The sequence below is a fragment of the Mycobacterium palustre genome (genome assembly GCF_002101785.1).
Classification (GTDB): Bacteria; Actinomycetota; Actinomycetes; order Mycobacteriales; family Mycobacteriaceae; genus Mycobacterium; species Mycobacterium palustre.
Window position 1 is genome coordinate 173,980 of sequence record NZ_LQPJ01000136.1, and the last position, 21,428, is coordinate 195,407.

The 21,428-nt window shown below is 68.8% G+C and carries 21 protein-coding genes; 9 read left to right on the plus strand and 12 right to left on the minus strand.

Features of this window, described 5'->3' with window-relative positions:
• Window positions 1-26: 26 nt before the first annotated feature.
• Window positions 27-959, plus strand: coding sequence for a LysR family transcriptional regulator (locus AWC19_RS24000; protein ID WP_085080576.1), 933 nt, complete (start codon window positions 27-29; stop codon window positions 957-959).
• On the opposite strand, the gene oxc is transcribed toward AWC19_RS24000, so the two are convergent.
• A complete protein-coding gene (gene oxc, locus AWC19_RS24005; RefSeq protein ID WP_085080577.1) occupies window positions 943-2,682 on the minus strand; it encodes an oxalyl-CoA decarboxylase in 1,740 nt (579 codons plus the stop codon). The genes AWC19_RS24000 and oxc overlap by 17 nt on opposite strands.
• A 237-nt stretch (window positions 2,683-2,919) precedes the next feature.
• Between oxc and AWC19_RS24010 the strand changes: the two genes are divergently transcribed.
• Complete coding sequence (locus AWC19_RS24010; protein WP_085080578.1) at window positions 2,920-4,521, plus strand: FadD7 family fatty acid--CoA ligase; 1,602 nt, start codon at window positions 2,920-2,922, stop codon at window positions 4,519-4,521.
• Between the two features lie 9 nt (window positions 4,522-4,530).
• Here the strand turns inward: AWC19_RS24010 and AWC19_RS24015 are convergent, their stop codons facing one another.
• Window positions 4,531-6,690 carry an elongation factor G-like protein EF-G2 gene (locus AWC19_RS24015; RefSeq protein ID WP_085080579.1) on the minus strand — a complete coding sequence of 720 codons (2,160 nt, stop codon included), beginning with the start codon at window positions 6,688-6,690 and terminating at the stop codon, window positions 4,531-4,533.
• 161 nt (window positions 6,691-6,851) lie between these two features.
• A complete protein-coding gene (locus AWC19_RS24020; protein WP_085080580.1) occupies window positions 6,852-7,259 on the minus strand; it encodes a TIGR03668 family PPOX class F420-dependent oxidoreductase in 408 nt (135 codons plus the stop codon).
• Window positions 7,260-7,309: 50 nt separating this feature from the next.
• Between AWC19_RS24020 and AWC19_RS24025 the strand changes: the two genes are divergently transcribed.
• The 5 genes from AWC19_RS24025 to AWC19_RS24045 all read left to right on the plus strand — a co-directional run bounded on the left by AWC19_RS24025 (window position 7,310) and on the right by AWC19_RS24045 (window position 12,965).
• Window positions 7,310-7,762 (plus strand): nuclear transport factor 2 family protein, encoded by a 453-nt coding sequence (locus tag AWC19_RS24025; protein ID WP_085080581.1) that lies wholly within the window; start codon window positions 7,310-7,312, stop codon window positions 7,760-7,762.
• A gap of 147 nt (window positions 7,763-7,909) precedes the next feature.
• Entirely contained in the window at window positions 7,910-8,965 is a 1,056-nt protein-coding gene (locus AWC19_RS24030; protein WP_142281380.1) for a S1C family serine protease, read from the plus strand.
• A gap of 121 nt (window positions 8,966-9,086) precedes the next feature.
• Window positions 9,087-10,865 carry a maltose alpha-D-glucosyltransferase gene (gene treS / locus AWC19_RS24035; protein WP_085080684.1) on the plus strand — a complete coding sequence of 593 codons (1,779 nt, stop codon included), beginning with the start codon at window positions 9,087-9,089 and terminating at the stop codon, window positions 10,863-10,865.
• A complete protein-coding gene (locus tag AWC19_RS24040) occupies window positions 10,862-12,226 on the plus strand; it encodes a maltokinase N-terminal cap-like domain-containing protein (protein ID WP_085080583.1) in 1,365 nt (454 codons plus the stop codon). Before treS ends, AWC19_RS24040 begins: the two co-directional genes overlap by 4 nt.
• A 25-nt stretch (window positions 12,227-12,251) precedes the next feature.
• Window positions 12,252-12,965 (plus strand): YoaK family protein, encoded by a 714-nt coding sequence (locus AWC19_RS24045; protein ID WP_085080584.1) that lies wholly within the window; start codon window positions 12,252-12,254, stop codon window positions 12,963-12,965.
• Window positions 12,966-13,001: 36 nt separating this feature from the next.
• On the opposite strand, the gene ag85C is transcribed toward AWC19_RS24045, so the two are convergent.
• The 6 genes from ag85C to AWC19_RS29965 all read right to left on the minus strand — a co-directional run bounded on the left by ag85C (window position 13,002) and on the right by AWC19_RS29965 (window position 17,106).
• Window positions 13,002-14,003: a diacylglycerol acyltransferase/mycolyltransferase Ag85C gene (gene ag85C / locus AWC19_RS24050; RefSeq protein ID WP_085080585.1), complete on the minus strand. Its 1,002-nt coding sequence runs from the start codon at window positions 14,001-14,003 to the stop codon at window positions 13,002-13,004.
• A 240-nt stretch (window positions 14,004-14,243) separates the two neighbouring features.
• Window positions 14,244-15,071, minus strand: coding sequence for an ABC transporter permease (locus AWC19_RS24055; RefSeq protein ID WP_085080586.1), 828 nt, complete (start codon window positions 15,069-15,071; stop codon window positions 14,244-14,246).
• Window positions 15,061-15,882 (minus strand): ATP-binding cassette domain-containing protein, encoded by an 822-nt coding sequence (locus AWC19_RS24060; RefSeq protein ID WP_085080587.1) that lies wholly within the window; start codon window positions 15,880-15,882, stop codon window positions 15,061-15,063. Before AWC19_RS24060 ends, AWC19_RS24055 begins: the two co-directional genes overlap by 11 nt.
• Window positions 15,879-16,340 carry a MarR family winged helix-turn-helix transcriptional regulator gene (locus AWC19_RS24065; protein WP_085080588.1) on the minus strand — a complete coding sequence of 154 codons (462 nt, stop codon included), beginning with the start codon at window positions 16,338-16,340 and terminating at the stop codon, window positions 15,879-15,881. Before AWC19_RS24065 ends, AWC19_RS24060 begins: the two co-directional genes overlap by 4 nt.
• A gap of 56 nt (window positions 16,341-16,396) precedes the next feature.
• Complete coding sequence (locus AWC19_RS24070; protein ID WP_085080589.1) at window positions 16,397-16,903, minus strand: metallophosphoesterase family protein; 507 nt, start codon at window positions 16,901-16,903, stop codon at window positions 16,397-16,399.
• Between the two features lie 29 nt (window positions 16,904-16,932).
• Complete coding sequence (locus tag AWC19_RS29965) at window positions 16,933-17,106, minus strand: hypothetical protein (protein WP_169718148.1); 174 nt, start codon at window positions 17,104-17,106, stop codon at window positions 16,933-16,935.
• A gap of 107 nt (window positions 17,107-17,213) precedes the next feature.
• Between AWC19_RS29965 and AWC19_RS24080 the strand changes: the two genes are divergently transcribed.
• The gene (locus AWC19_RS24080; protein ID WP_085080591.1) at window positions 17,214-17,669 is read left to right on the plus strand and encodes a MaoC family dehydratase; all 456 of its coding nucleotides are present in this window, start codon (window positions 17,214-17,216) and stop codon (window positions 17,667-17,669) included.
• 66 nt (window positions 17,670-17,735) lie between these two features.
• Here the strand turns inward: AWC19_RS24080 and AWC19_RS24085 are convergent, their stop codons facing one another.
• The gene (locus AWC19_RS24085) at window positions 17,736-18,431 is read right to left on the minus strand and encodes a GAF and ANTAR domain-containing protein (RefSeq protein ID WP_085080592.1); all 696 of its coding nucleotides are present in this window, start codon (window positions 18,429-18,431) and stop codon (window positions 17,736-17,738) included.
• Between the two features lie 163 nt (window positions 18,432-18,594).
• Here AWC19_RS24085 and AWC19_RS24090 point away from each other — a divergent pair, with 163 nt between their 5' ends.
• Window positions 18,595-19,491 (plus strand): manganese catalase family protein, encoded by an 897-nt coding sequence (locus tag AWC19_RS24090; RefSeq protein WP_085080593.1) that lies wholly within the window; start codon window positions 18,595-18,597, stop codon window positions 19,489-19,491.
• Between the two features lie 67 nt (window positions 19,492-19,558).
• Here the strand turns inward: AWC19_RS24090 and AWC19_RS24095 are convergent, their stop codons facing one another.
• Entirely contained in the window at window positions 19,559-20,143 is a 585-nt protein-coding gene (locus AWC19_RS24095; RefSeq protein WP_085080594.1) for a hemerythrin domain-containing protein, read from the minus strand.
• An 86-nt stretch (window positions 20,144-20,229) separates the two neighbouring features.
• On the minus strand, window positions 20,230-21,327 hold the full coding sequence (locus AWC19_RS24100; protein WP_085080595.1) for a F420-dependent hydroxymycolic acid dehydrogenase: 1,098 nt from the start codon (window positions 21,325-21,327) through the stop codon (window positions 20,230-20,232).
• Window positions 21,328-21,428 lie beyond the last annotated feature (101 nt).

Consider the following 21,428-nt stretch of genomic DNA (forward strand, 5'->3'; position numbering starts at 1 on the left):
GGTATCCGGAGGCCGAGGAGGGGCGGGTGCTTTTCCGTCAGTTGGAGTACTTCGTCGCGGTCGCCCAGGAACGCCACTTCGCCAGGGCGGCCGAGAAGTGCTACGTATCCCAGCCCGCACTGTCGGCCGCGATCGCCAAGCTCGAACGGGAACTCAACGTCACGCTGATCAACCGCGGGCACAGCTTCGAGGGCCTTACCCCGGAAGGCGAGCGACTGGTCGTGTGGGCCAAGCGGATTCTCGCCGAGCACGACGCCTTCAAGGCCGAGGTGCATGCCGTGCGATCCGGGATCACGGGAACGCTTCGGCTGGGCACGGTGCCCACCGCCTCGACCACCGCGTCCCTGGTGCTCTCGGCGTTCTGCTCGGAGCACCCCCTGGTCAAGGTGCAGATCCTTTCCCGGCTGGCGGCCACCGAACTGTACCGGCGCCTGCGCGAATTCGATCTGGACGCCGCGATCGTGCACACCGCTCCCGGCGACGCGCACGACATGACGCTGGTGCCCCTGTACGAGGAGCACTACGTGCTGCTGTCTTCGGCCGACATGTTGCCCTCCGGGGCGTCGACGCTGGCGTGGCCGGAGGCCGCGCAGTTGCCGCTGGCGCTGCTGACCGCCGAGATGCGCGACCGGCAGATCATCGACAAGACCTTCGCCGACCACGCGATCAGCGTGACGCCACAGGTCGAGACCGACTCCGTCGCTTCGCTATTGGCTCAGGTCGCGACGGGCAACTGGGCGTGCATCGTGCCGCACACGTGGCTGTGGACGTCGCCGCTCGGCGCGGACATCCGCGCGGTGGAAATGGTCGACCCCGTGGTGAAAGCGGAGATCGCGCTGGCCACCAACTCGACCGGGCCGGGCTCACCGATCGCCCGCGCGCTCACCGCGTCCGCGCAGCAGCTGGCCCTGAACGAGTTCTTCGACGCACAGCTGTCGGGCATCACGCGCCGGCGTTGACCGCGGCCGCTGCGGACGCCGCCGCGCTGGTCGGGTTGAGGCTCGCCAGGTGACCGCTTTCCACCCCCGCCGCCGGGTCGAGCTCGCAGTCGATGACCGCCGGCGCGTGCGCGGCGATCGCCTCGGCCAGCGCCGACCGCAGCTCGGACGGGGTGGCGACGTGATATCCCTTGCCGCCGAACGCCTCAGCGATCAGCTCGTGACGGGCGCGCGCGTTCAGCACCGTCGGCGCCGGGTCGCGCCCGGTCGGCGCCTCGTCCCCGCGATAGACGCCGCCGTTGTTGAGGATGACCACGGTGATCGGCAGCCGGTAGCGGCAGATGGTCTCGACCTCCATGCCCGAAAAGCCGAAAGCGCTGTCGCCCTCGATCGCGACCACCGGGTCGCCGGTCTCGACGGCGGCCGCGATCGCATATCCCATGCCGATACCCATCACGCCCCAGGTTCCCGTATCCAGCCGGTGCCGCGGCACCTGCATGTCGATCACGTTGCGGGCCAGGTCCAGCGCGTTGGCACCCTCGTTGACCACGTAGACCCCCGGGTTGTCCTGCAGCACAGCACGAATCGCGCCCAGCGCGTTGTAAAACCGCATGGGGTAGGGGTCCTCGGCCAGGCGCTCGCGCATCTTGGCGTCGTTGCGGGCCTTCCGCTCGGCCAGCTCGCCGGCCCACGCCGGGGGCACGGCGATCGGGTGGGCGGCCACGGCGTCGCACAGGGCCGCCATCACCGAGCCGATGTCACCGACCAGCGGCGCCGCGATCGGCCGGTTGCTGTCCAATTCCGACGCCGCGATGTCGACCTGCAGGAACTTGGCGTCGGCCGACCATTGCGGCGACTCTCCGTGACCGAGCAGCCAATTCAGCCGCGCGCCGACCAGCAGCACCGCGTCGGCGCGCGCGATCGCCAGCGAGCGCGCGGCCGCGGCCGACTGCGGGTGCGAGTCGGGCAGCAGGCCCTTGGCCATCGACATCGGCAGGAACGGAATCCCGGTCTGCTCCACGAACTTTCGTATCGGGGCGTCGGCGCGCGCGTAGGCGGCTCCCTTGCCCAGCACGATGAGCGGCCGCTGGGCGCGCCCCAGCACCTCGAGCGCGCGGTCGACCGCCTCCGGCGCGGGCAGTTGCCGCGGGGCGGGGTCGACGACGCGCCAGACGCTGGCCGCCGCGTCCGCGGCGTCCATCGCCTGAGCCAGGACCTCGCCGGGGATATCGAGGTACACGCCGCCGGGACGGCCCGAGGTCGCGGTGCGAATGGCGCGCGCTACGCCGCGGCCGATGTCCTCGACGCGGCCGATCCGGTAGGCCGCCTTCGTGAAAGGCCTTGCGGCGCCGAGCTGGTCGAGGTCCTGGTAGTCACCCCTTTGCAGGTCGACCATCGCGCGGTTGCTCGAACCCGAGATCTGGATCATCGGGAAACAGTTGGCGGTGGCGTTGGCCAGCGCCGGCAGGCCGTTGAGGAAGCCCGGGCCGGATGTCGTCAGGCACACGCCGGGCCGGCCGGTCAAAAAGCCGGCGGCCGCGGCGGCGTTGCCGGCGGAGGTCTCCTGCCGGAAGCCGATGTAGCGGATGCCCGACGCCTGCGCGGTGCGTGCCAGGTCGGTGATCGGGATGCCGACGATCCCGTAGACGGTGTCGACGTCGTTGGCCTTGAGCGCGTCCACCACGAGGTGGAACCCGTCGGTCGAACGGGTCGCTTCGTTGGGAGATGCCGAAACTGCGGTCACGGTGGCGACTCCTCGGGTGCGATGGCGGGTATGTCCCTCGGTGACCACTGTGGTCTCGGCGCCGGCCGGTGTCCAAGACGAAGCCGCTATGCGGCGATTCACGCCGTCTATCGAGCCGGCCCACCGGCTCGATAGCCCGCGGTTATCGATAGTGAGCGGATCGGTATTGGACGGCGGGGAAGCCGCGGGGCATGGTGCGAACGGGAGCTGTTCACCGATGCGAAAAGGAGCGCGGCGATGAGGACTGATTCGACCACTCGCACCGAGGCGGGACCGTCGGCGGGATCCGAGGGCCTGCGCATCGCCGATCTCGTCGCGGCCGGCGCGGGCCGGCGGCCGGAGGCGGCCGCCCTGGTCGCGACCGCCGATCGCCTACCGATCAGCTACCGCGACCTGGTCGGGGCCGTCGACGACGTGGCCGCCCAGCTCGGGCGGGCCGGCTTGGCGCCCGGCGATCGGGTCGGCTTGCGCGCCGGCAGCGACGCCGAGTTCGTCGTGGGGCTGTTGGCGGCGTCGCGGGCGGGGCTGGTCGCGGTCCCCCTGGACCCGGCCCTGCCTGTCGGCGAGCAGCGCAGCCGAATCGAGGCGGCGGGGGCGCGGGCGGTGCTCGTCGACGGCGACGGGCCCGGCGACAGGGACGAACCGGCGTTGCGGCGCTGGCCGATCGCGGTGACGGTGCGCCGGGACGCCCACGGCGGCGCCGTCGAAGCGCGCGTGGACGCCGCCGTGGGGCCGGCGCAGGGCGTGCGGACGCCGGAGGGGCTGCGCGACGACGACGCGATGATCATGTTCACCGGCGGGACCACCGGCGTGCCGAAGATGGTCCCGTGGACCCACCACAACATCGCCAGCTCGGTGCGGGCCGTCGCCGCCGGCTACGGCCTCGGCCCCCGGGACGCGACCGTCGCGGTGATGCCGCTCTACCACGGGCACGGGCTGATCGCCGCCCTGCTCGCCACCCTGGTCTCCGGAGGCACCGTGCTGCTGCCATCGCGGGGGCGGTTCTCGGCGCACACGTTCTGGGACGACGTCGCCGCCGTGCGGGCGACGTGGTACACCGCGGTGCCCACCATTCACCAGATCCTGTTGGAGCGCGCCAAGTCGGAGCGGCCGGCGAGCGGGCGGCCGGCACTGCGCTTCATCCGCAGCTGCAGCGCGCCGCTCACCGCGGAAACGGCCCAGGCGTTGCAGGCCGCCTTCTCGGCGCCGGTGGTGTGTGCGTTCGGCATGACCGAGGCGACCCACCAGGTGGCCACCACCACGGCAGAGCAGCACGAAAAGGCCGCCGCCGCACCGGGTCTCGTCGGGCGGTCGAGCGGACCGGAGATTCGGATCGCCGGCCCGGACGGGCGGCCGCTGCCCGCCGAGGCCGTCGGGGAGGTGTGGCTGCGCGGCCCCACCGTCGTCCGCGGCTACCTCGGCGACCCGGCGATCACGGCCGCCAACTTCACCGACGGGTGGCTGCGCACCGGGGACCTCGGATCGCTTTCGGCCGGCGGCGAATTGAGCATCCGCGGCCGGATCAAGGAACTGATAAACCGTGGCGGGGAGAAGATCTCGCCCGAGCACGTGGAGGGCGTGCTGGCCAGCCACCCCAACGTCCTGGAGGTGGCCGTGTTCGGCATGCCGGACACGATGTACGGCGAGACGGTGGCCGCGGTCGTCGTGCCCCGCGAAGCCCCCGCACCGACGCAGGCCGAGCTTGCGGAGTTTTGCCGCGAGCGGCTGGCGGCCTTCGAGGTGCCCGCCACCGTCCGGGAAGCCGGCGCGCTGCCGCACACCGCGAAGGGCTCGCTGGACCGGCGCGCGGTGGCCGATCGGTTCGGCCGCGTGTCGTGAGATGCGCCGTCAGGCGGGGGCTTTGACCCGCGCGGCCGCGGACTCCGGCATGGGTTCGTAGCGGGCGAACAAGCGGGTGAACGACGCGGCCCCGTGCGCCAGGGACCGCAAGTCGATCGCGTACCGGGTCAACTCCACCTGCGGCACCTCGGCCTTGACCACGGTGCGTTCGTGGCCCGCCGCCTCGGTGCCGAGGACCCGGCCGCGACGCCCCGACAGGTCGCCCATCACCGCGCCGACGTAGTCGTCGGGCACCAGCACCGAGATCTCGTCGATCGGCTCGAGCAGGGTCACCTTCGTCGCCGCGGCCGCCTCCCGCAGCGCCAGCGCGCCGGCGGCCTGGAATGCAAAGTCGGACGAATCCACGCTGTGGGCCTTGCCGTCGAACAGCGTCACCCGGATGTCGACCACCGGATAACCCGCGTGCACCCCCTTCTCCATCTGCGCGCGGACGCCCTTTTCCACGCTCGGGATGAAGTTCCGCGGCACCGCCCCGCCGACCACCTTGTCGACGAACTCGAACCCGGAGCCCTCCGGCAGCGGCTCCACCTCAATGTCGCACACCGCGTACTGGCCGTGGCCGCCGGACTGCTTGATGTGGCGGCCGTGCCCTTTGGCCTTGCCCGCGAACGTTTCTCGCAGCGGCACCCGCAAATCCACCGTGTCCACGGTGACGCCGTACCGGTTGGCCAGCGCGTCGAGGACCACCCCCGCGTGGGCCTCGCCCATGCACCACAGCACGATCTGGTGCGTTTCCTGGTTCTGCTCGATCCGCAGCGTGGGGTCCTCGGCCGCCAGGCGGCCCAACCCGACCGACAGCTTGTCTTCGTCGGTCTTGGCGTGGGCCTGAATCGCCACCGGCAGCAGCGGCTCGGGCATCGTCCACGGCCTGAGCACCAACGGCTCGGACTTGTCCGAAAGGGTGTCGCCGGTTTCGGCCCGGCTCAGCTTGCCGATCGCGCAGATGTCGCCGGCCACCACGGCGGTCGCCGGGCGTTGCTGCTTGCCCAGTGGAAAGGACAAGACGCCGATGCGCTCGTCTTCGTCGTGGTCGGGGTGCGAATGCCCATTCCCGTCGGCCGCGCCGAAAAACGACGCAAAATGGCCCGACACGTGAACCGTCGTGTCGGGCCTGATGGTCCCGGAGAACACCCGGACCAGGCTGACCCTGCCGACGTAGGGGTCCGACGTCGTCTTCACCACCTCCGCGAGCAGGGGCGCGTTGGCGTCACAGGCCAGTGTCGCGTGCGCGGCGCCGTTGGGCGTAAACACTTCCGGCAGTGGGTGTTCCATCGGCGACGGGAATCCGCGGGTGGCCACCTCGAGCAATTCCAGCGTGCCGACGCCGGTGCCGCTGCACACCGGGATCACCGGGAAGAACGAGCCCCGGGCGACGGCCTTCTCCAGGTCGGCGATCAGCACCGACTCGTCGATGGACTCGCCACCGAGGTAACGGTCCATCAACGACTCGTCCTCGGATTCTTCGATGATCCCCTCGATAAGGCTGCCCCGGGCCTCCTCGATGTGCTCGGCGTCGGACGGGTCCGGCTCCTGCACGGTCCGCTTGCCGTCGGTGTACACGTACCGCTTTTGCGACAGCAGCCCGACCAGGCCGCTGCAGTTGTTTTGGGAGGTGGGCAAATAAAGCGGTAACACCTTGTCCCCGAACGCGTTTTGCGCGGCCGCCAGCGCCTCCTGGTAGTTGGCGCGGGCGTGGTCGAGCTTGGTGATCACCACGGCGCGGGGCATGCCGACCTGGCTGCACTCCTGCCACAGCGACTTGGTCGGCTCGTCGACGCCCTCGTTTGCCGCGATCACGAACAGCGCGCAGTCGGCGGCCCGTAGCCCCGCCCGCAGCTCCCCGACGAAATCGGCGTACCCGGGCGTGTCGACCAGGTTCACCTTGATGCCGTCGTGGGACAGGGAGGCCACCGCGACGCCCACGGACCGCTGTTGCCGGATCTCGGCATCGTCGTAGTCGCAGACCGTGCTGCCCTCGGCGACCGATCCCGGCCGAGACAGCACCCCGGCGGCCACCAGCAGCGCCTCGACCAGGGTCGTCTTGCCGCCGCCCGACGGCCCCACCAGGACCACGTTGCGAACATCGCCCGGCCCCTTCGCGATGGGAGCGGCCCCCACGCCCTGGGAAACGTTTGCTTTGTCCGCCATGACTTTCCTCCGGTTTCTGCAGGTCGCTTGGCTCGCCCGCGCGGACCGGCAGGTGCCCCCGCGCGGCGCGGTGTGTCCTAGACCACACGACGCTGAAGGCAACTTTTCCCCCAACGGCGGCCTAACACAAGGCCACCGGGCCGGCCATAATCGGTCCGGGGTCAGGCGTGCCAGCTGGACCAGCGCGACACCGTCACCGCGATGACCGGGCCGTCCAACGGAACCGACTGGTACTGGGGGTATTTGGCGCGCAACAGACGGCATCCGGCCGCCATCGACTCGTCGTCGCGATGAATCGCGGCGACCCCGTCGGCCCGCACCCACCACAGCCGCGACCAGTCGTCGGCGTAGTGGTCGACCAGCAGGCTCACCCGGGGATTGCCCTCGATGTTGGCCAGGCGGCGCAGCCGGCGCGTGGATTTCGGTTTCGCGTCCACGGCCGTGTACACCACGTCACCGTCGACGGCGAACACCACCGGCACCAGGTGCGGAACGCCGCCCGGTGCGACGGTGGCCAGCCGGGCGATTGCGGACCGCGCGAAGCGGGCCTTCGGGTCGAACTCGCCCACCCGGTCAGCTTAGGTGCCGGCGTCGGGCCGAAAGCCGTACGTTTGATCGCATGCTGGCGGAGACGCAGATCACCAACCTTTTGTATCGCTACGCCGAATGCATCGACGCCGGCGACCTGGCGGGCGCGGCCGCCCTGTTCGCGCACGCCCGCATCCGGATCGGCGGCGCGGAGACGATCGACGCGGACCGCCTGCTGGCCATCTGGAAGTCGCTGATCGTGCTCCATCCCGACGGGACACCGCGCACCAAGCACGTCACCACCAACCCGATCATCGAGATCGACGAGGGCGCCGGCACCGCGAGCTGCCGCAGCTACTACACCGTCCTGCAGCAGACCGACGACTTCCCGCTGCAGACCATCGTCACCGGGCGCTACCACGACCGATTCGAACGCGTCGACGGCCGGTGGCGCTTTTCCTACCGCGACCTCACCCTCATCGACATGGTCGGCGACGTCAGCCGCCACCTGGCGCACCCGATCGCGCCGGCGCGGCAGGCATGAGCGGCGGATCCGCAGGGTGTAGGCAGAGTCGGCCTGACCACTGTGCCGCATAGCTACCTGCATTACGGTTATGCGGACTAGGTCGCGCCGCCCAGACCCTCTGGCTGGGCCAGTTCTGGTTCTATCGGGATGCAGGAGGTGACGGGCATGAAATCGCACCACCGCTCAGTCTGGTGGTCATGGCTGGTCAGCGTGCTGGCCGTGGTCGGGTTGGGCTTGGGCCTGGCGATCGCGCCGGCCTCCGCGTCACCACCGAGCCTGGGGCACGACCGCCGCATGGCGCCGGCCGACCCGTCGGGGATCGTCGGCAAGGTCGGCCCGCAGGTGGTCGACATCAGCACCAAGTTCGGCTACAACAACGCCGTCGGAGCGGGGACCGGCATCGTCATCGATCCGGGCGGCGTGGTTTTGACCAACAACCACGTGATCTCGGGCGCCACCGACATCAGCGCGTTCGACGTCGGCAACGGCCAGACCTACGCGGTCGACGTGATCGGCTATGACCGCAACGCGGACGTCGCGGTCCTGCAGCTTCGCGGCGCGGCGGGCCTGCCGGCCGCCAACATCGGCGACGGCGTCAGCGTCGGGGATCCGGTGGTCGCGCTGGGCAACGCCGGTGGCCAGGGCGGGACGCCCAGCGCGGTGGCCGGCAAGGTCCTCGCCCTCAACCAGACCGTCTCGGCGACCGACACGCTGACGGGCGCCGACGAAACGCTCGGTGGCCTGATCCAGGCAGACGCCGCGATCCGGCCCGGCGACTCCGGCGGCCCCATGGTCAACAGCTCGGGGCAGGTGATCGGCATGAACACGGCCGCCACCGACAGCTACAAGATGTCCCGCGGGCAGGGCTTCGCCATCCCGATCGGCACGGCGATGGGCGTGGCCGGGCAGATCCGCTCGGGCGCCGGATCGAACACCGTGCACATCGGCCCGACGGCGTTCCTGGGGCTGGGCGTCACCGACAACGGCGGCAACGGCGCGCGGGTCGAACGGGTGGTCGGCAGCGGTCCCGCCGCGGGCGCCGGGGTGTCCCCGGGCGACGTCATCACCGGCGTCGACAACACCCCGATCAATGGCGCCACCTCGATGACCGATGTGCTGGTGCCGCATCACCCCGGAGACACCATCGTCTTGCACTGGCGCACCCGGGGCGGCGAGGATCGCACCGGTAACGTGACCCTCGCGGACGGGCCGCCGGCCTGACGTCGATCCGGACGATGCCCGGCTCCCGTCCAATTCCGTTGCGGCAGGGGTTAACTCGTCGCTTGTCCGTGCGCGTGATTCCCGAAGTGCCGCCTCGGGTACACGTGGCATCGTGGAATTGATGAACGACGCAAAAGACGCTGTCGAGCACCATCCCGCGGGGGGCAGCCACGTCGAGGGAGGCGTGGTCGAGCATCCCAGTTACGAGGATTTCGAGAACGCCGCCGCGCTGCCCGCCGACCCGACCTGGTTCAAGCACGCCGTGTTCTACGAGGTGTTGGTCCGGGCCTTTTTCGACGCCAACGCGGACGGTTCCGGCGACCTGCGCGGGCTGATGGCCCAGCTGGACTACCTGCAGTGGTTGGGCATCGACTGCATTTGGCTGCCGCCGTTTTACGACTCGCCCCTGCGCGACGGTGGTTACGACATCCGCGACTTCTACAAGGTGCTGCCGGAGTTCGGCACCGTCGACGACTTCGTGGCGTTGGTCGACGCCGCCCACCGGCGCGGCATCCGCGTCATCACCGACCTGGTGATGAATCACACCTCCGAGTCGCACCCCTGGTTCCAGGAGTCGCGCCGCGACCCCAGCGGACCGTACGGCGACTATTACGTGTGGAGCGACACCAGCGAAAAGTACGCCGACGCCCGGATCATCTTTGTCGACACCGAGGAGTCCAACTGGACCTTCGACCCGGTCCGACGCCAGTTCTACTGGCACAGGTTCTTCTCCCACCAGCCGGACCTCAACTACGACAACCCGGCCGTGCAGGAGGCGATGATCGACGTCATCCGCTTCTGGCTGGGCCTCGGCATCGACGGGTTCCGCCTGGATGCCGTCCCCTATCTGTTCGAGCGGGAGGGCACCAACTGCGAGAACCTGCCGGAGACCCACGCCTTCCTCAAGCGGGTCCGCAAGGTGGTCGACGACGAATTCCCGGGCCGGGTGCTGCTGGCCGAAGCCAACCAGTGGCCGGGCGACGTGGTCGAGTACTTCGGCGACGCCAGCACCGGCGGCGACGAGTGCCACATGGCCTTCCACTTCCCGCTGATGCCGCGCATCTTCATGGCGGTGCGCCGGGAGTCGCGCTTTCCGATCTCGGAGATCCTGGCGCAGACGCCGGCGATTCCCGACATGGCGCAATGGGGAATCTTTTTGCGCAACCACGACGAGTTGACGCTGGAGATGGTCACCGACGAAGAACGCGACTACATGTACGCCGAGTACGCCAAAGACCCGCGGATGAAGGCCAACGTCGGGATCCGCCGCCGGCTGGCGCCGCTGCTGGACAACGACCGCAATCAAATCGAGTTGTTCACGGCGCTGTTGCTGTCGCTGCCCGGGTCGCCGGTGCTCTACTACGGCGACGAGATCGGCATGGGCGACGTGATCTGGCTGGGGGATCGCGACGGGGTGCGCACCCCGATGCAGTGGACGCCCGACCGCAACGCGGGCTTCTCGAAGGCCAACCCGGGCCGGCTGTACCTGCCGCCCAGCCAGGACTCGGTGTACGGCTATCAGGCGGTCAACGTCGAGGCGCAGCGCGACACTTCGACGTCGCTGCTCAACTTCACCCGGATGATGCTGTCGGTGCGGCGGCGCCACCAGGCGTTCGCCATCGGGAGCTTCGAGGAGTTGGGCGGGTCCAACCCGTCGGTGCTGGCGTTCGTGCGTCAGGTGGGCGACGGCGGCGACACCGTGCTGTGCGTAAACAACCTGTCGCGGTTCCCGCAGCCGATCGAGCTCAACCTGCAGCATTGGAGCGGCTGCACGCCGGTGGAGCTGACCGGCCACGTCGAGTTCCCGCGCATCGGTCACCTGCCCTACCTGCTCACGCTGCCGGGACACGGGTTCTATTGGTTCCAGTTGACTGGATGTGAGGAGGAACGGCGCCAATGACCGCGCAGAGGACTGAACCAGCCAAGCTGCCGTGGTCTGAGTGGCTTCCGCAGCAACGTTGGTACGCCGGCCGCAATCGCGAGCTGGCCGCCGCGGAGGCGGCCGTAATCGTCCCGCTGCGTGACGATCTCGACTTGGTGTTGGTCGACGCCAGCTATGCCGACGGCCACTCGGAGCGCTACCAGGTGATCGTCGGGTGGGACTCGGCGCCGGTGTCGGAGTACAGCACGGTGGCCACGATCGGCGCCGCGGGCGACCGGACCGGATTCGACGCGCTCTACGACGTCGACGCGCCGCAATTCCTGCTCTCGCTGATCGACTCGCAGGCGGCGCGGCGCTCGCCGGACGCCGAGGTGAAGTTCACCAAGGAGCCGGACGTCACGCTGCCGCTGGACGCGATGCCGCACGTTTCCGACGCCGAGCAGAGCAACACCAGCGTGATCTTCGACCGCAGCGCCATCTTCAAGGTGTTCCGCCGGGTGAGCCCCGGCATCAACCCCGACATCGAGTTGAACCGGGTGCTGGCCCGCGCCGGCAACCCCCACGTGGCGCGGCCGCTCGGCACCTACCAGATGGCCCCGCCGGGCGCGGATGCGCCGGACGACGCGTGGCCGCTGGGCATGGTCGCCGAGTTTGCGTCGACGGCCGCCGAGGGCTGGGCGATGGCCACCGCCAGCGTCCGCGACCTGTTCGCCGAGGGCGACCTATATGCCTACGAGGTGGGCGGGGACTTCGCCGGAGAGGCCAACCGGCTCGGCGAGGCGGTCGCGTCGGTGCACGCCACGCTGGCCGAGCGCCTCGGGACGGCGCAGGCACCGTTCCCGGTGGACACGGTGCTCGCGCGACTCTCGTCGACCGCGGCCAAGGTTCCAGAGCTGCGGGAGTACGCGGCGACGATCGAAGAGCGATTCGCCAAGCTCGCGGGCGAGACGATCACCGTTCAGCGTGTGCACGGCGACCTGCACCTGGGGCAGGTGCTGCGCACCCCGGAGGGCTGGCTGCTGATCGACTTCGAAGGCGAACCCGGCCAGCCGCTCGACGAGCGGCGCGCGCCGGATTCGCCGCTGCGCGACGTGGCCGGCGTCCTGCGGTCCTTCCAATACGCCGCCTACGGCCCACTGGTCGACCAGGCCGACGACAAGCAGCTCGCCGCGCGGGCACGCGAATGGGTGGAGCGTAACTGCGCCGCATTCTGCGACGGCTACGCGGCCGTGGCGGGATCGGATCCCCGCGATTCGGCGCAGCTGCTTTCCGCCTACGAACTCGACAAGGCCGTCTACGAGGTCGGCTACGAGGCCCGGCACCGGCCCGGGTGGTTGCCGATCCCGTTGCGATCCATCGCCCGACTGATCGCCGCGTAGGCCCGGCGTCTGAAAGCATGCCTTCGTGGCGAGTGAACTCTTCGATAGCGAGGCGAGGTTGTCGTGGCTGCTGGCCGGGGTGGCCGGCGTGCTCGGCGCGACCGCGTTCACGCACTCGGCCGGCTACTTCGTGACGTTCATGACCGGCAACGCCCAGCGCGCCGCGCTGGGGTTCTTTCGGGGCGACGTGGTGCTGTCGATCACTGCCGCGCTGCTCATCCTGTGTTTTGTCGCCGGCGTGGTGATCGCGTCGGTGTGCCGGCGGCATTTCTGGGTGGCGCATCCGCACGGCCCCACCATGCTGACCACCTTCAGCCTGCTGGCCGCCACGTTGGTGGACGTGATCGACGAGGGCTGGGAGGAAAACCTCCTGGACTTCGCGCCAATCATGCTGGTGGCCTTCGCGATTGGCTCATTGAACACCTCGTTCGTCAAGGATGGCGAGGTGTCGGTGCCGCTGAGCTACGTGACCGGCACGCTGGTCAAGATGGGGCAGGGCATCGAGAGGCACATCGCCGGCGGATCGGCCGCGGATTGGCTCGGCTATTTTCTGCTGTTCACCAGCTTCGCTTTGGGCGCCGTCGTCGGCGGGTGCATCAGTTTGGTGGTTAACGGCACGTGGATGCTCGTCGCCGCCACGGTGGTGTGCGCGGCGACGACGGGCTACACCTACTTCCACTCAGACCGGCGCGCGCTGCTCAGGCAAGAGGTCGCCAAAAAGCAACGGCAGCAGCGCTGACCGGTGCGCTGCTGCCGATGCCGGCTCTTTCGCCGCTCAGGCGTTGTTGTTCGCGCCTAGCAGCACCTGCTGGATGTCGGGCTTCATGGCCAACAGCTGCTGGTTCCAATAGGGCCACGAGTGGGTTCCGTTGGCCGGGAAGTTGAACGTCGCGTTGCGCCCGCCGGCGGCCACGTAGTTGTTCTGGAACTGCTGGTTGGTGCGCAGGGTGAGGCCTTCCAAAAACTTCGCCGGCACGTTGTCGCCGCCGAGGTCGCTGGGCGTGCCGTTGCCGCAGTACACCCAGATCCGGGTGTTGTTGGCGACCAGCCGCGGGATCTGGACCATCGGGTCGTTGCGCTTCCACGCCGGGTCGGTCGACGGGCCCCACATGCTGTTGGCGTTGTAGCCGCCGGAGTCGTTCATCGCCAAACCGATCAGCGTCGGCCACCAGCCCTCAGACGGGTTGAGGAAACCCGAAAGCGAAGCGGCGTAGGGGAATTGCTGCGGGTAGTAGGCGGCCAAAATCAGCGCCGAGCCGCCGGACATCGACAGGCCCACCACGGCGTTGCCGGCGGGCGACAGCTGCTTGTTGGCCTGCAGCCACAGCGGCATCTCCTGGGTCAAAAACGTTTCCCATTTGTAGGTGTAGTTCTGTCCGTTGCCCGACGACGGCTGGTACCAGTTGGTGTAGAAGCTGGACTGCCCGCCGACCGGCATCACCACCGACAGGCCGGACTGATAGAACTCCTCGAAGGCCGGGGTGTTGATGTCCCAGCCGTTGTAATCGTCCTGGGCCCGCAGGCCGTCGAGCAAGTACACGGCGTGCGGCCCGCCGCCCTGGAACTGGACCTTGATGTTGCGGCCCATCGACGGCGACGGCACCTGCAGGTATTCGACCGGCAGACCCGGCTTCGAGAACGCCCCCGCGGTGGCCGACCCGCCGACGGCGCCGACCAAACCGGACAACAGGGCCGCCCCTACGGCCGCGACGGCCAGCCGGCGCGGCATGCTTGCCGCCGCGCCACGCAACTTCCGCACCTCGTTGAAGAACGACATGGCTCGATACCTATCCCCACTTTTTCATCTGCCGCGTGATGCGGTCCGATCCGTTCGCAGGCAGTGAAACACAGGGAGGGGCCGTCATTCGGCTGTCGCGGCCGCGGTCGAAGATCGCGGTTGGCTAACGATTGAGATTCGGCCGCGACTCGTCACGATCGCATCACGATTGGCTTTCGGAACCCATTTCGCCTCTTGCGACGTGCCGGCGGATGCGCTATTACGTTGGGCCGCAACGGGCTAGGCCACGAGGCGACGCAAAAGCGTTGACGCCGTGCCGATCCCGATCACCGCGGCGACGACGAGCACGACGATGTCGGCCACGTGGAACGCCGTACCGATCAGCAGCGCGCGCAACGCGTCCACCTCGTAGCTGAGCGGGTTGACCTTGCTCAGCGCGTGCAGCCAGCCGGGCATGGCGTCCACGGGGTACAGGGCGTTGGACGCGAAGAACAGCGGCATCGTGATGGCCTGCCCGATGCCCATCAGGCGATCGCGGTTGCGGACCAGCCCGGCGAGCGTCATCGACAGGCAGGCGAAGAACCCGGCGCCCACCATGACGATGGCCATCGCTGCCAGGATGCGCAGCGGGTTGACGGTCAGGCCCACGTTCATGGCGTAGGCCAGCGCCATCACGCCGACGACCTGGGCGACCGAGCGCACCCCGGCCGCGAACGCCTTGCCGGTGACCAGCGCCGAGGCCGGCGCCGGCGTCACCATGAGTTTGGCCAGAATGCCGGCGTCTCGATCCCAGATGATCTGGATGCCGTAGAAGATCGAGATGAACAGCGCCGACTGCGCGATGATGCCGGGCGCCAAAAACGCCAGGTAGGACACCTTCCCGGTGTTGATGGCGTGCAGGTGGCTGAATGTGGTTCCAAAGATCAACAGCCACAGCGCGGGCTGCACCATGCGCACGACGAGCTCGGTCCGGTCGTGCTGCAGCTTCTGCAGTTCGACGATGGCGAATGCCGCGACGCGGCCCACCGTCGCCTGCACGCGTTGCCAACCGCGCGGGGCGCGCACCAGGCTGGTCGCCGGGGCTTGGGTAGCGCTGTCAACCGGCACGGCTGGCAACCTTTCTGCTGGCACGGATTTCGCGGAAGCCGGACGAGGATTCCGCGTCTGCCGACAGGCCCTCGGCCGCGTAGTGGCGGAACACGTCCTCCAGCGTCGCGCCCGGCGACACAGTCGATTTCAGCTCCGCGGGCGTTCCGACCGCCCTCAACACGCCCCGGTGCATCAGCGCGACCCGATCGCACAGCGCGTCGGCCTCTTCCATGTAGTGGGTCGTCAGCAGCACGGTCATGCCGAACTGGGCCTGCATGCTCTGCACCTGGCTCCAAACCCCGTCGCGGGCGATCGGGTCGAGCCCCACGGTCGGCTCGTCGAGCACCAGCAGCGAGGGGCGGTTGACCAACGCCTGCGCCACCTCGAGGCGGCGCACCATGCCGCCGGAGTAGGTCCCGGCCAGCCGGTCGGCCACGTCGAGCAGCTCCATCGCGTCCAGCGCCCGGTCCACTCGTTCGGCCCGGCAGGACCGCGGCACCCCGTACAACCGGGCGAACCACTGCACGTTCTGCCGGCCCGTCAACCCCGGCTCGATCGAAAGCTGTTGGGGGACATAGCCGATGTTGCTTCGGATGTCCTCGGTCCGGTCGCGGGCGTCCATTCCGAAGATGCGCAGCTCGCCCTGCTGCACCGGGGTCAGCGTGGTCAGCATCCGGACCAGCGTCGTCTTACCGGCGCCGTTGGGGCCCAGCAGGCCCATCGTCTCGCCCGGGCGCACCTGCAACGTGACGTCGTCGACCGCGGTGAAGTGGTCGTAGCGATAGGTCAAATTGCGGCAGTCGATCGCCGTCGGCAGCCGTTGGCTCATGATCGCCGCTCCTGCAATAGTCGGGTCATCGCGTCGAGGACGTCCAAGCCCTTCGCGAGGTCCTCGATCTGGTGGTCGTCCAGCTCGTCGAGCACGTCGGACACCAACGCTCGCCGCGCGGCCCGGGACGCGTCGACGATCTGCTGGGTCGGCTCGGCGAGGCGTAGCTGGCCGACGCGGCGGTCGGTTTCGCCGACGGTCCGGACCAGCAAACCGTTGGCGACCAGCTTGGAGACGAGGGTCGAGGCGGTGTTGGGAACCAGTCCGAGCTCCGCGGCCGCGACGCTGACCGAGATCCCAGGGCGGCGCCCGACCAGCCACAAGAGCTCCGTCTGCGCCTCGCTCAGCCGCGCCGAATCCAGCGCGCGGCCGGCTGACCTGCGCAGTTGCCGACGGAATCGGCCGACGACACCGAAAACCTCGCCGACCAGGTCCGGGCCGGACTTCACTGCCTGCATATATCTCTGTTTACGAGCTAAGTATGTGTGCCAGCTGTGTAGGAGCTAGCTTTCGGCTACTTTTCCGGGGTTTGCAGCGGATGCAGGACGACGTCGGTCAGCGCGCCGTTTCCGGCGGTCGCGGTCATGTAGCTGCAGAACGGTTGCCGGCGACGGTCGGTCGGCGAGCCGGGGTTGAGCAGGCGCAGCCCCGTCGTCGCCGTGGTGTCCCACGGGATGTGGCTGTGGCCGAACACCAGCACGTCGCTGTCCGGGTAGAGCCGTGACATGCGCGCCTCGCGGCCCGCCGCGGCGCCGGTCTCGTGGACCACGGTCAAGCGCAGCCCGTCCAGCTGGGCGTCGGCGCGTTCGGGCAATCGTGCCCGCAGCGCCGGGCCGTCGTTGTTGCCCCAACACGCGACCAACCGCGCGGCCCTGGCTTGCAGCTCGTCAAGCAATTCGGTCGACACCCAGTCGCCGGCGTGCACCACCACGTCCGCACGTGCGACCTCGTCCCACAGCTGCGCCGGCAGGTCGCGGGCGCGTTTCGGGACGTGGGTGTCGGCCATCAGCAGCAGCCTCACAGTCCCATCTTGCGCCGGCCGCGCCGGCGTTAGCCTCGCTGGCTGCGCGCCTCGGCGCCCGTCTCGCCGGCATCGATGGCGTCGTCGGGGCCCGTCGCCCCGACGTAGGCGCCGTCGTCTTCGCCGCGGGCGGCTCGCGATCGCGACCCGTGGGCTTCGGGTTCGACGTCCGATTCGGCCTTGTGGCCTTTTGCTTTGGGCATGAGGTTCCTTCCGTGCGGCTCGCAGGCGTTCACACACGGGTTCCCCTGAGGGTCGTTGCGAAACGACGCCGGCGCTATTGTTGGCAGCCGGACCAAGGAGGACGCCAATGCGAACCTTTGAATCAGTCGCCGAGCTCGCGGCCGCGGCGGGCGAGACGATCGGGCAGAGCGACTGGGTGACCATCACCCAGGAAGATGTCAACCTGTTCGCCGACGCGACCGGTGATCACCAGTGGATCCACGTCGACCCGGAGCGGGCGGCCGCCGGTCCGTTCGGCACGACCATCGCGCACGGTTTCTTGACGCTGGCGCTGCTGCCGCGGTTGCAGCACCAGATCTACACCGTCAACGGAATCAAGCTGGCAATCAACTACGGCCTCAACAAGGTTCGCTTCCCCGCCCCAGTCCCGGTCGGTTCCCGGGTGCGCGCCCAGAGCACGCTGGTCAGCGTCGAGGACCTCGGCAACGGCGCCGCGCAGGCGACGATGTCGACCACCGTCGAGATCGAAGGTTCTGCCAAGCCGGCGTGCGTGGCCGAAAGCATCGTCCGTTACGTTTCCTGACCGGTCGCGCCGGTAACGGCGAAAACTGAACCGCCGCTGTGTTTCCCGGCGTGTCTTCGCCGCCGTTCATGTGCCGCGGGTTTCGATCACGCGCTGGGCGACGTCGATGAGTTCGGTCTGGCTCTCTTGCGATAGCCGCCGCAGCAACTCGAACGCGCGCACTTCGTCGACGCCATAGCGTTCCATGATGATGCCCTTGGCCTGGCCGATGCGGTCCCTGCTGGACAGCGCCGAGAGCATTTGTTCCCCGTGGCGCCCGGCCATGATCGCCGCGGCGGCGTGCGCGGCGAACACCGATCCGATGGTTTCGGCCTCGGCGTCCCACGCGTCGGCCTTGAAACTGAACAAATTCAGCGCGCCCGCCGTACGCTCCGCCGTATACAGCTTGAACGACAGGCTGCTGAGAACGCCGCGCTCCACGGCGGCCGGTGCGTAGCGGGGCCAACGCGGTTCGTGGCGAAGGTCATCGGCCCGCACGATCGTCTCACTGAGCGCGGCATCGTGGCAGGGGCCCTCGCCGAAGTCGTGCTGCAGCTTGTCGAGCTGCGCGACCAGGCTGTCGGTGTCGGCCAACGAGTCGAATTCCCCGCCCTTTTTCACCAGCAGCACTCCCGCGATGTCCGCGGCCGGGATGAGTTGCACCGCCGCGGTGGTCACGTCGGCGAGAATCTGTTCCAGGTCCCGCGGCACGGTAATCTCGCGGGCGAGCTCGGCCATCCGCACGGCTAGGTGGTGTCGCGAGGGCTGGTCGAAAGACTCCATAGGTCCGGATTGTCCACGATCCGCGCGCGACGCGTCACCCGGCGCGTGGCGCCGGGAGCGTGGACGGCGCACCGCTTCGGTTTTGCTATCACGGCGTTTGGTCGGATAGGCCGCGGGTATCCGGCGTCGACCGGAAACATCTGACCCGCTAGGGAGGCCCCCAGTGTTCGTACACAACAAAGATCTTCAATTCGAGGTCCGAGTCGACCGACCGGATCCACGGTTTGCGTCGCTGCTGATGGACCAGTTCGGCGGTGCCAACGGCGAACTCACCGCCGCGCTGCAGTACTTCACCCAAGCCTTCGTGCTGCGGCAGAAGAACCCGAAAATGTATGACCTCTTCATGGACATTGCGACCGAGGAACTCAGCCACCTGGAGATGGTCGGCTCGATGATCACGATGTTGCTCGACGGCCTCAACGACAACCTGAAAATTGCCAACGAGCGCTGTGACTGGATGCCCGCGGTGGCCAGCACCGGCGGCCGGGACGGCATCATCCACTCGATTGCCGTCAACCCGCTGTTCCTGGTGCTGAGCGGCGGCGGTCCGGACGTCAAGGACTCCGGCGGCAACAACTGGACGGGCGCCTACATCGACGCCAACGGCGATCCCACGGTGGACCTGCGCAACAACGTGGCCGCGGAGTCCCGCGCGAAAATCGTCTACGAGTACCTCAAGCAGTTCACCGACGACCCGGGCGTGCAGGACACCCTGAGCTTTTTGATGACGCGCGAGGTGGCGCACTACCAGCAGTTCACCGCGGCGCTCAACGAGCTGCCGGTGAACTTCCCGCCGGGCCAACTGCCGGGCGACCCGCGGTTCCAAAACGTGGCATTCAACATGTCGAACGGCGGCGGCGAATCGATCCGCGGTCCGTGGAACCAAGGGCAGGGCCCGTGGCCCCAGGGCATGGAATGGGAGTACGTCGAGAAGCCCGAGCAGCAGTGGCTGGGCGGCACCACCCGGCAAAACAAGGGCGCCGAGCAGAACCCCCAGGGCTCGCCCGCCATCGAGGCCGAGAAGCCGTTCACGCACGAACAGCACGCGGCGACGAGCTAATCTCGCGCAATTTAAGAAGGCCGGGCGTCGCACTGCCAACGCCCGGCCTTCTTAAAACCCCGTTGCGTCAGTGCACCTGCGGGTCCGGCGGGTTGTCCTCGCCGCGGCCGGTGACCGCGTCGCGCACGTGATCCATGATCGCCGCGCCCATGCCCATCGTCTTGAGCACCGCCGGATTGGGCGGGGTGTCCGGGTGCGGGCGGGTCGGCGCCATCTTCTTTGCGTGCTCGAGCTTTTCGCCGATCTTCTCCAACTCCGCGCGGCTGATCGCGGCCTCGACCCGGGGCCAGACCACGTCCTGCTCGTAGGCGATGTGTTCGCGACCCGCCTTCACGAACCCCTGCAGCGCTTCGTGGTAGTCCGGGTCACCCGGCTTTCCGTCCTCGAGCCGTTGCAGCAGCTTCTTGCCGGCCTGCTCCTGCTCGATCGCCTTGTCGGCGAGCGCGTCGCCGTCCTCGAGCGCATCGCGCACCGCCGGCCAAAAGAACTGCTCTTCGATCGCCTCGTGCTGCGACTCGGCGATGATGAGGTTGTTGACCACGGTTTCGAGGCCGCTGCTCTCGGCGCCCGAGCCCGACGGCGCCCCGTCGAGCGTCTCGAACAGGCCGAGCACACTCTTGTGGTCCTGACGTAAAAACGTTAAAGCGTCCATACCTTGCCTTCCCAGTGGGCCATTTCGGAAGAGTTGGCTGCGGATACCCGGGGCGGATGCGTTGAAACGGCTGCACGGCGGCCGGGCTAGCGCAGTTTGGGCAGGACGCTGGCGCGGTAGAAATCGATGGCGGCGACGGGATCGTCCTGGGGAAAGTGCAGAAATGGAACGGCCCCGGCGTCGAGAACCCTTTGCACGGCGTCGATGTGGGTTGCGGGATCGTTTCCCACAGTCCAGTTGCCGAGCACCTTTTCTTCCGGGTTCGCTTCGGCGGCACGCTGAATTTCGACGGGGTTGGGCTGGTCGACGGCTCCGGCGGTGAATCGCCACAGGGCGGCGGCGCGGCGGGCCTCCCGGTCGTCGCCGACCACGGCGAACAGCTCGGCGCGCTTTCCCAAGGTGGCGGGGTCGCGGCCGGCGGCTTGGGCGCCCGCGCCGAAGGCCGCCAGCAGTTTGGCGTTCGTCAGGTCATGGGCCTGGGTGATCCAGCCGTCGCCGTATTGGCCGGCCAATCTTGCGCTTTTCGGGCCGCCGGCCGCGACGAAGATCGGCGGCGGCGTGGGAGGCGTGTCGTAAAGCTTCAGGGCGTTCGTCTGAAAGTAACGGCCGGAGAAGGAGATTCGTGAACCGCTCCACAGCTGACGGATCAGCTCGATGGCCTCGACGAGCCGGTCATGCCGCTCGCGGTAGTTGCCGTAGGTGTTGGTGGTGGCCTGCTCGTTGAGTCGCTCCCCGGTGCCCACTCCCAAAAACACCCGGCCGGGGCTGAGGATCGCCAGCGAGGCGAAAGCCTGGGCCACGGTGGCGGGGTGATAGCGGTACGTCGGGCAGGTCACCCCGGTGCCAAACGAGATGCGGCTGGTGCTGTTGCCGACCAGAGCCAGCGTCAGCCACGGGAACATCGAGTGTCCCTCGTTGTCCTGCCAGGGCTGAATGTGGTCACTGGCCCACACGTATTGAAAACCGGCCTGTTCAGCGGCCTGGGCCTGCGCCACTAGGCGATCGGTGCGGAATTGCTCGTGGGAGAGCACGACGCCGACGCCCCTGGCCGCCGGCGCGGGCGGACCGGGGGAATTGGCGTGGTCGGCTCCCGGCTTGCCGCAGCCTTCGCAAAACCCGGCGCCGCCGATCATCCCCGCGCCCGCGGCCAGCCGCCCGAACGCGCGCCGCGAGATGCCAGTCACCCCATCGGCATACCCGTCGTTCCCCGCGTCACACGCTGGCTCAATGGCGGCGACCCGCGTCGACCGGCTGCGCCGCTCTCGCGATCGCCGCTGGCTCAATG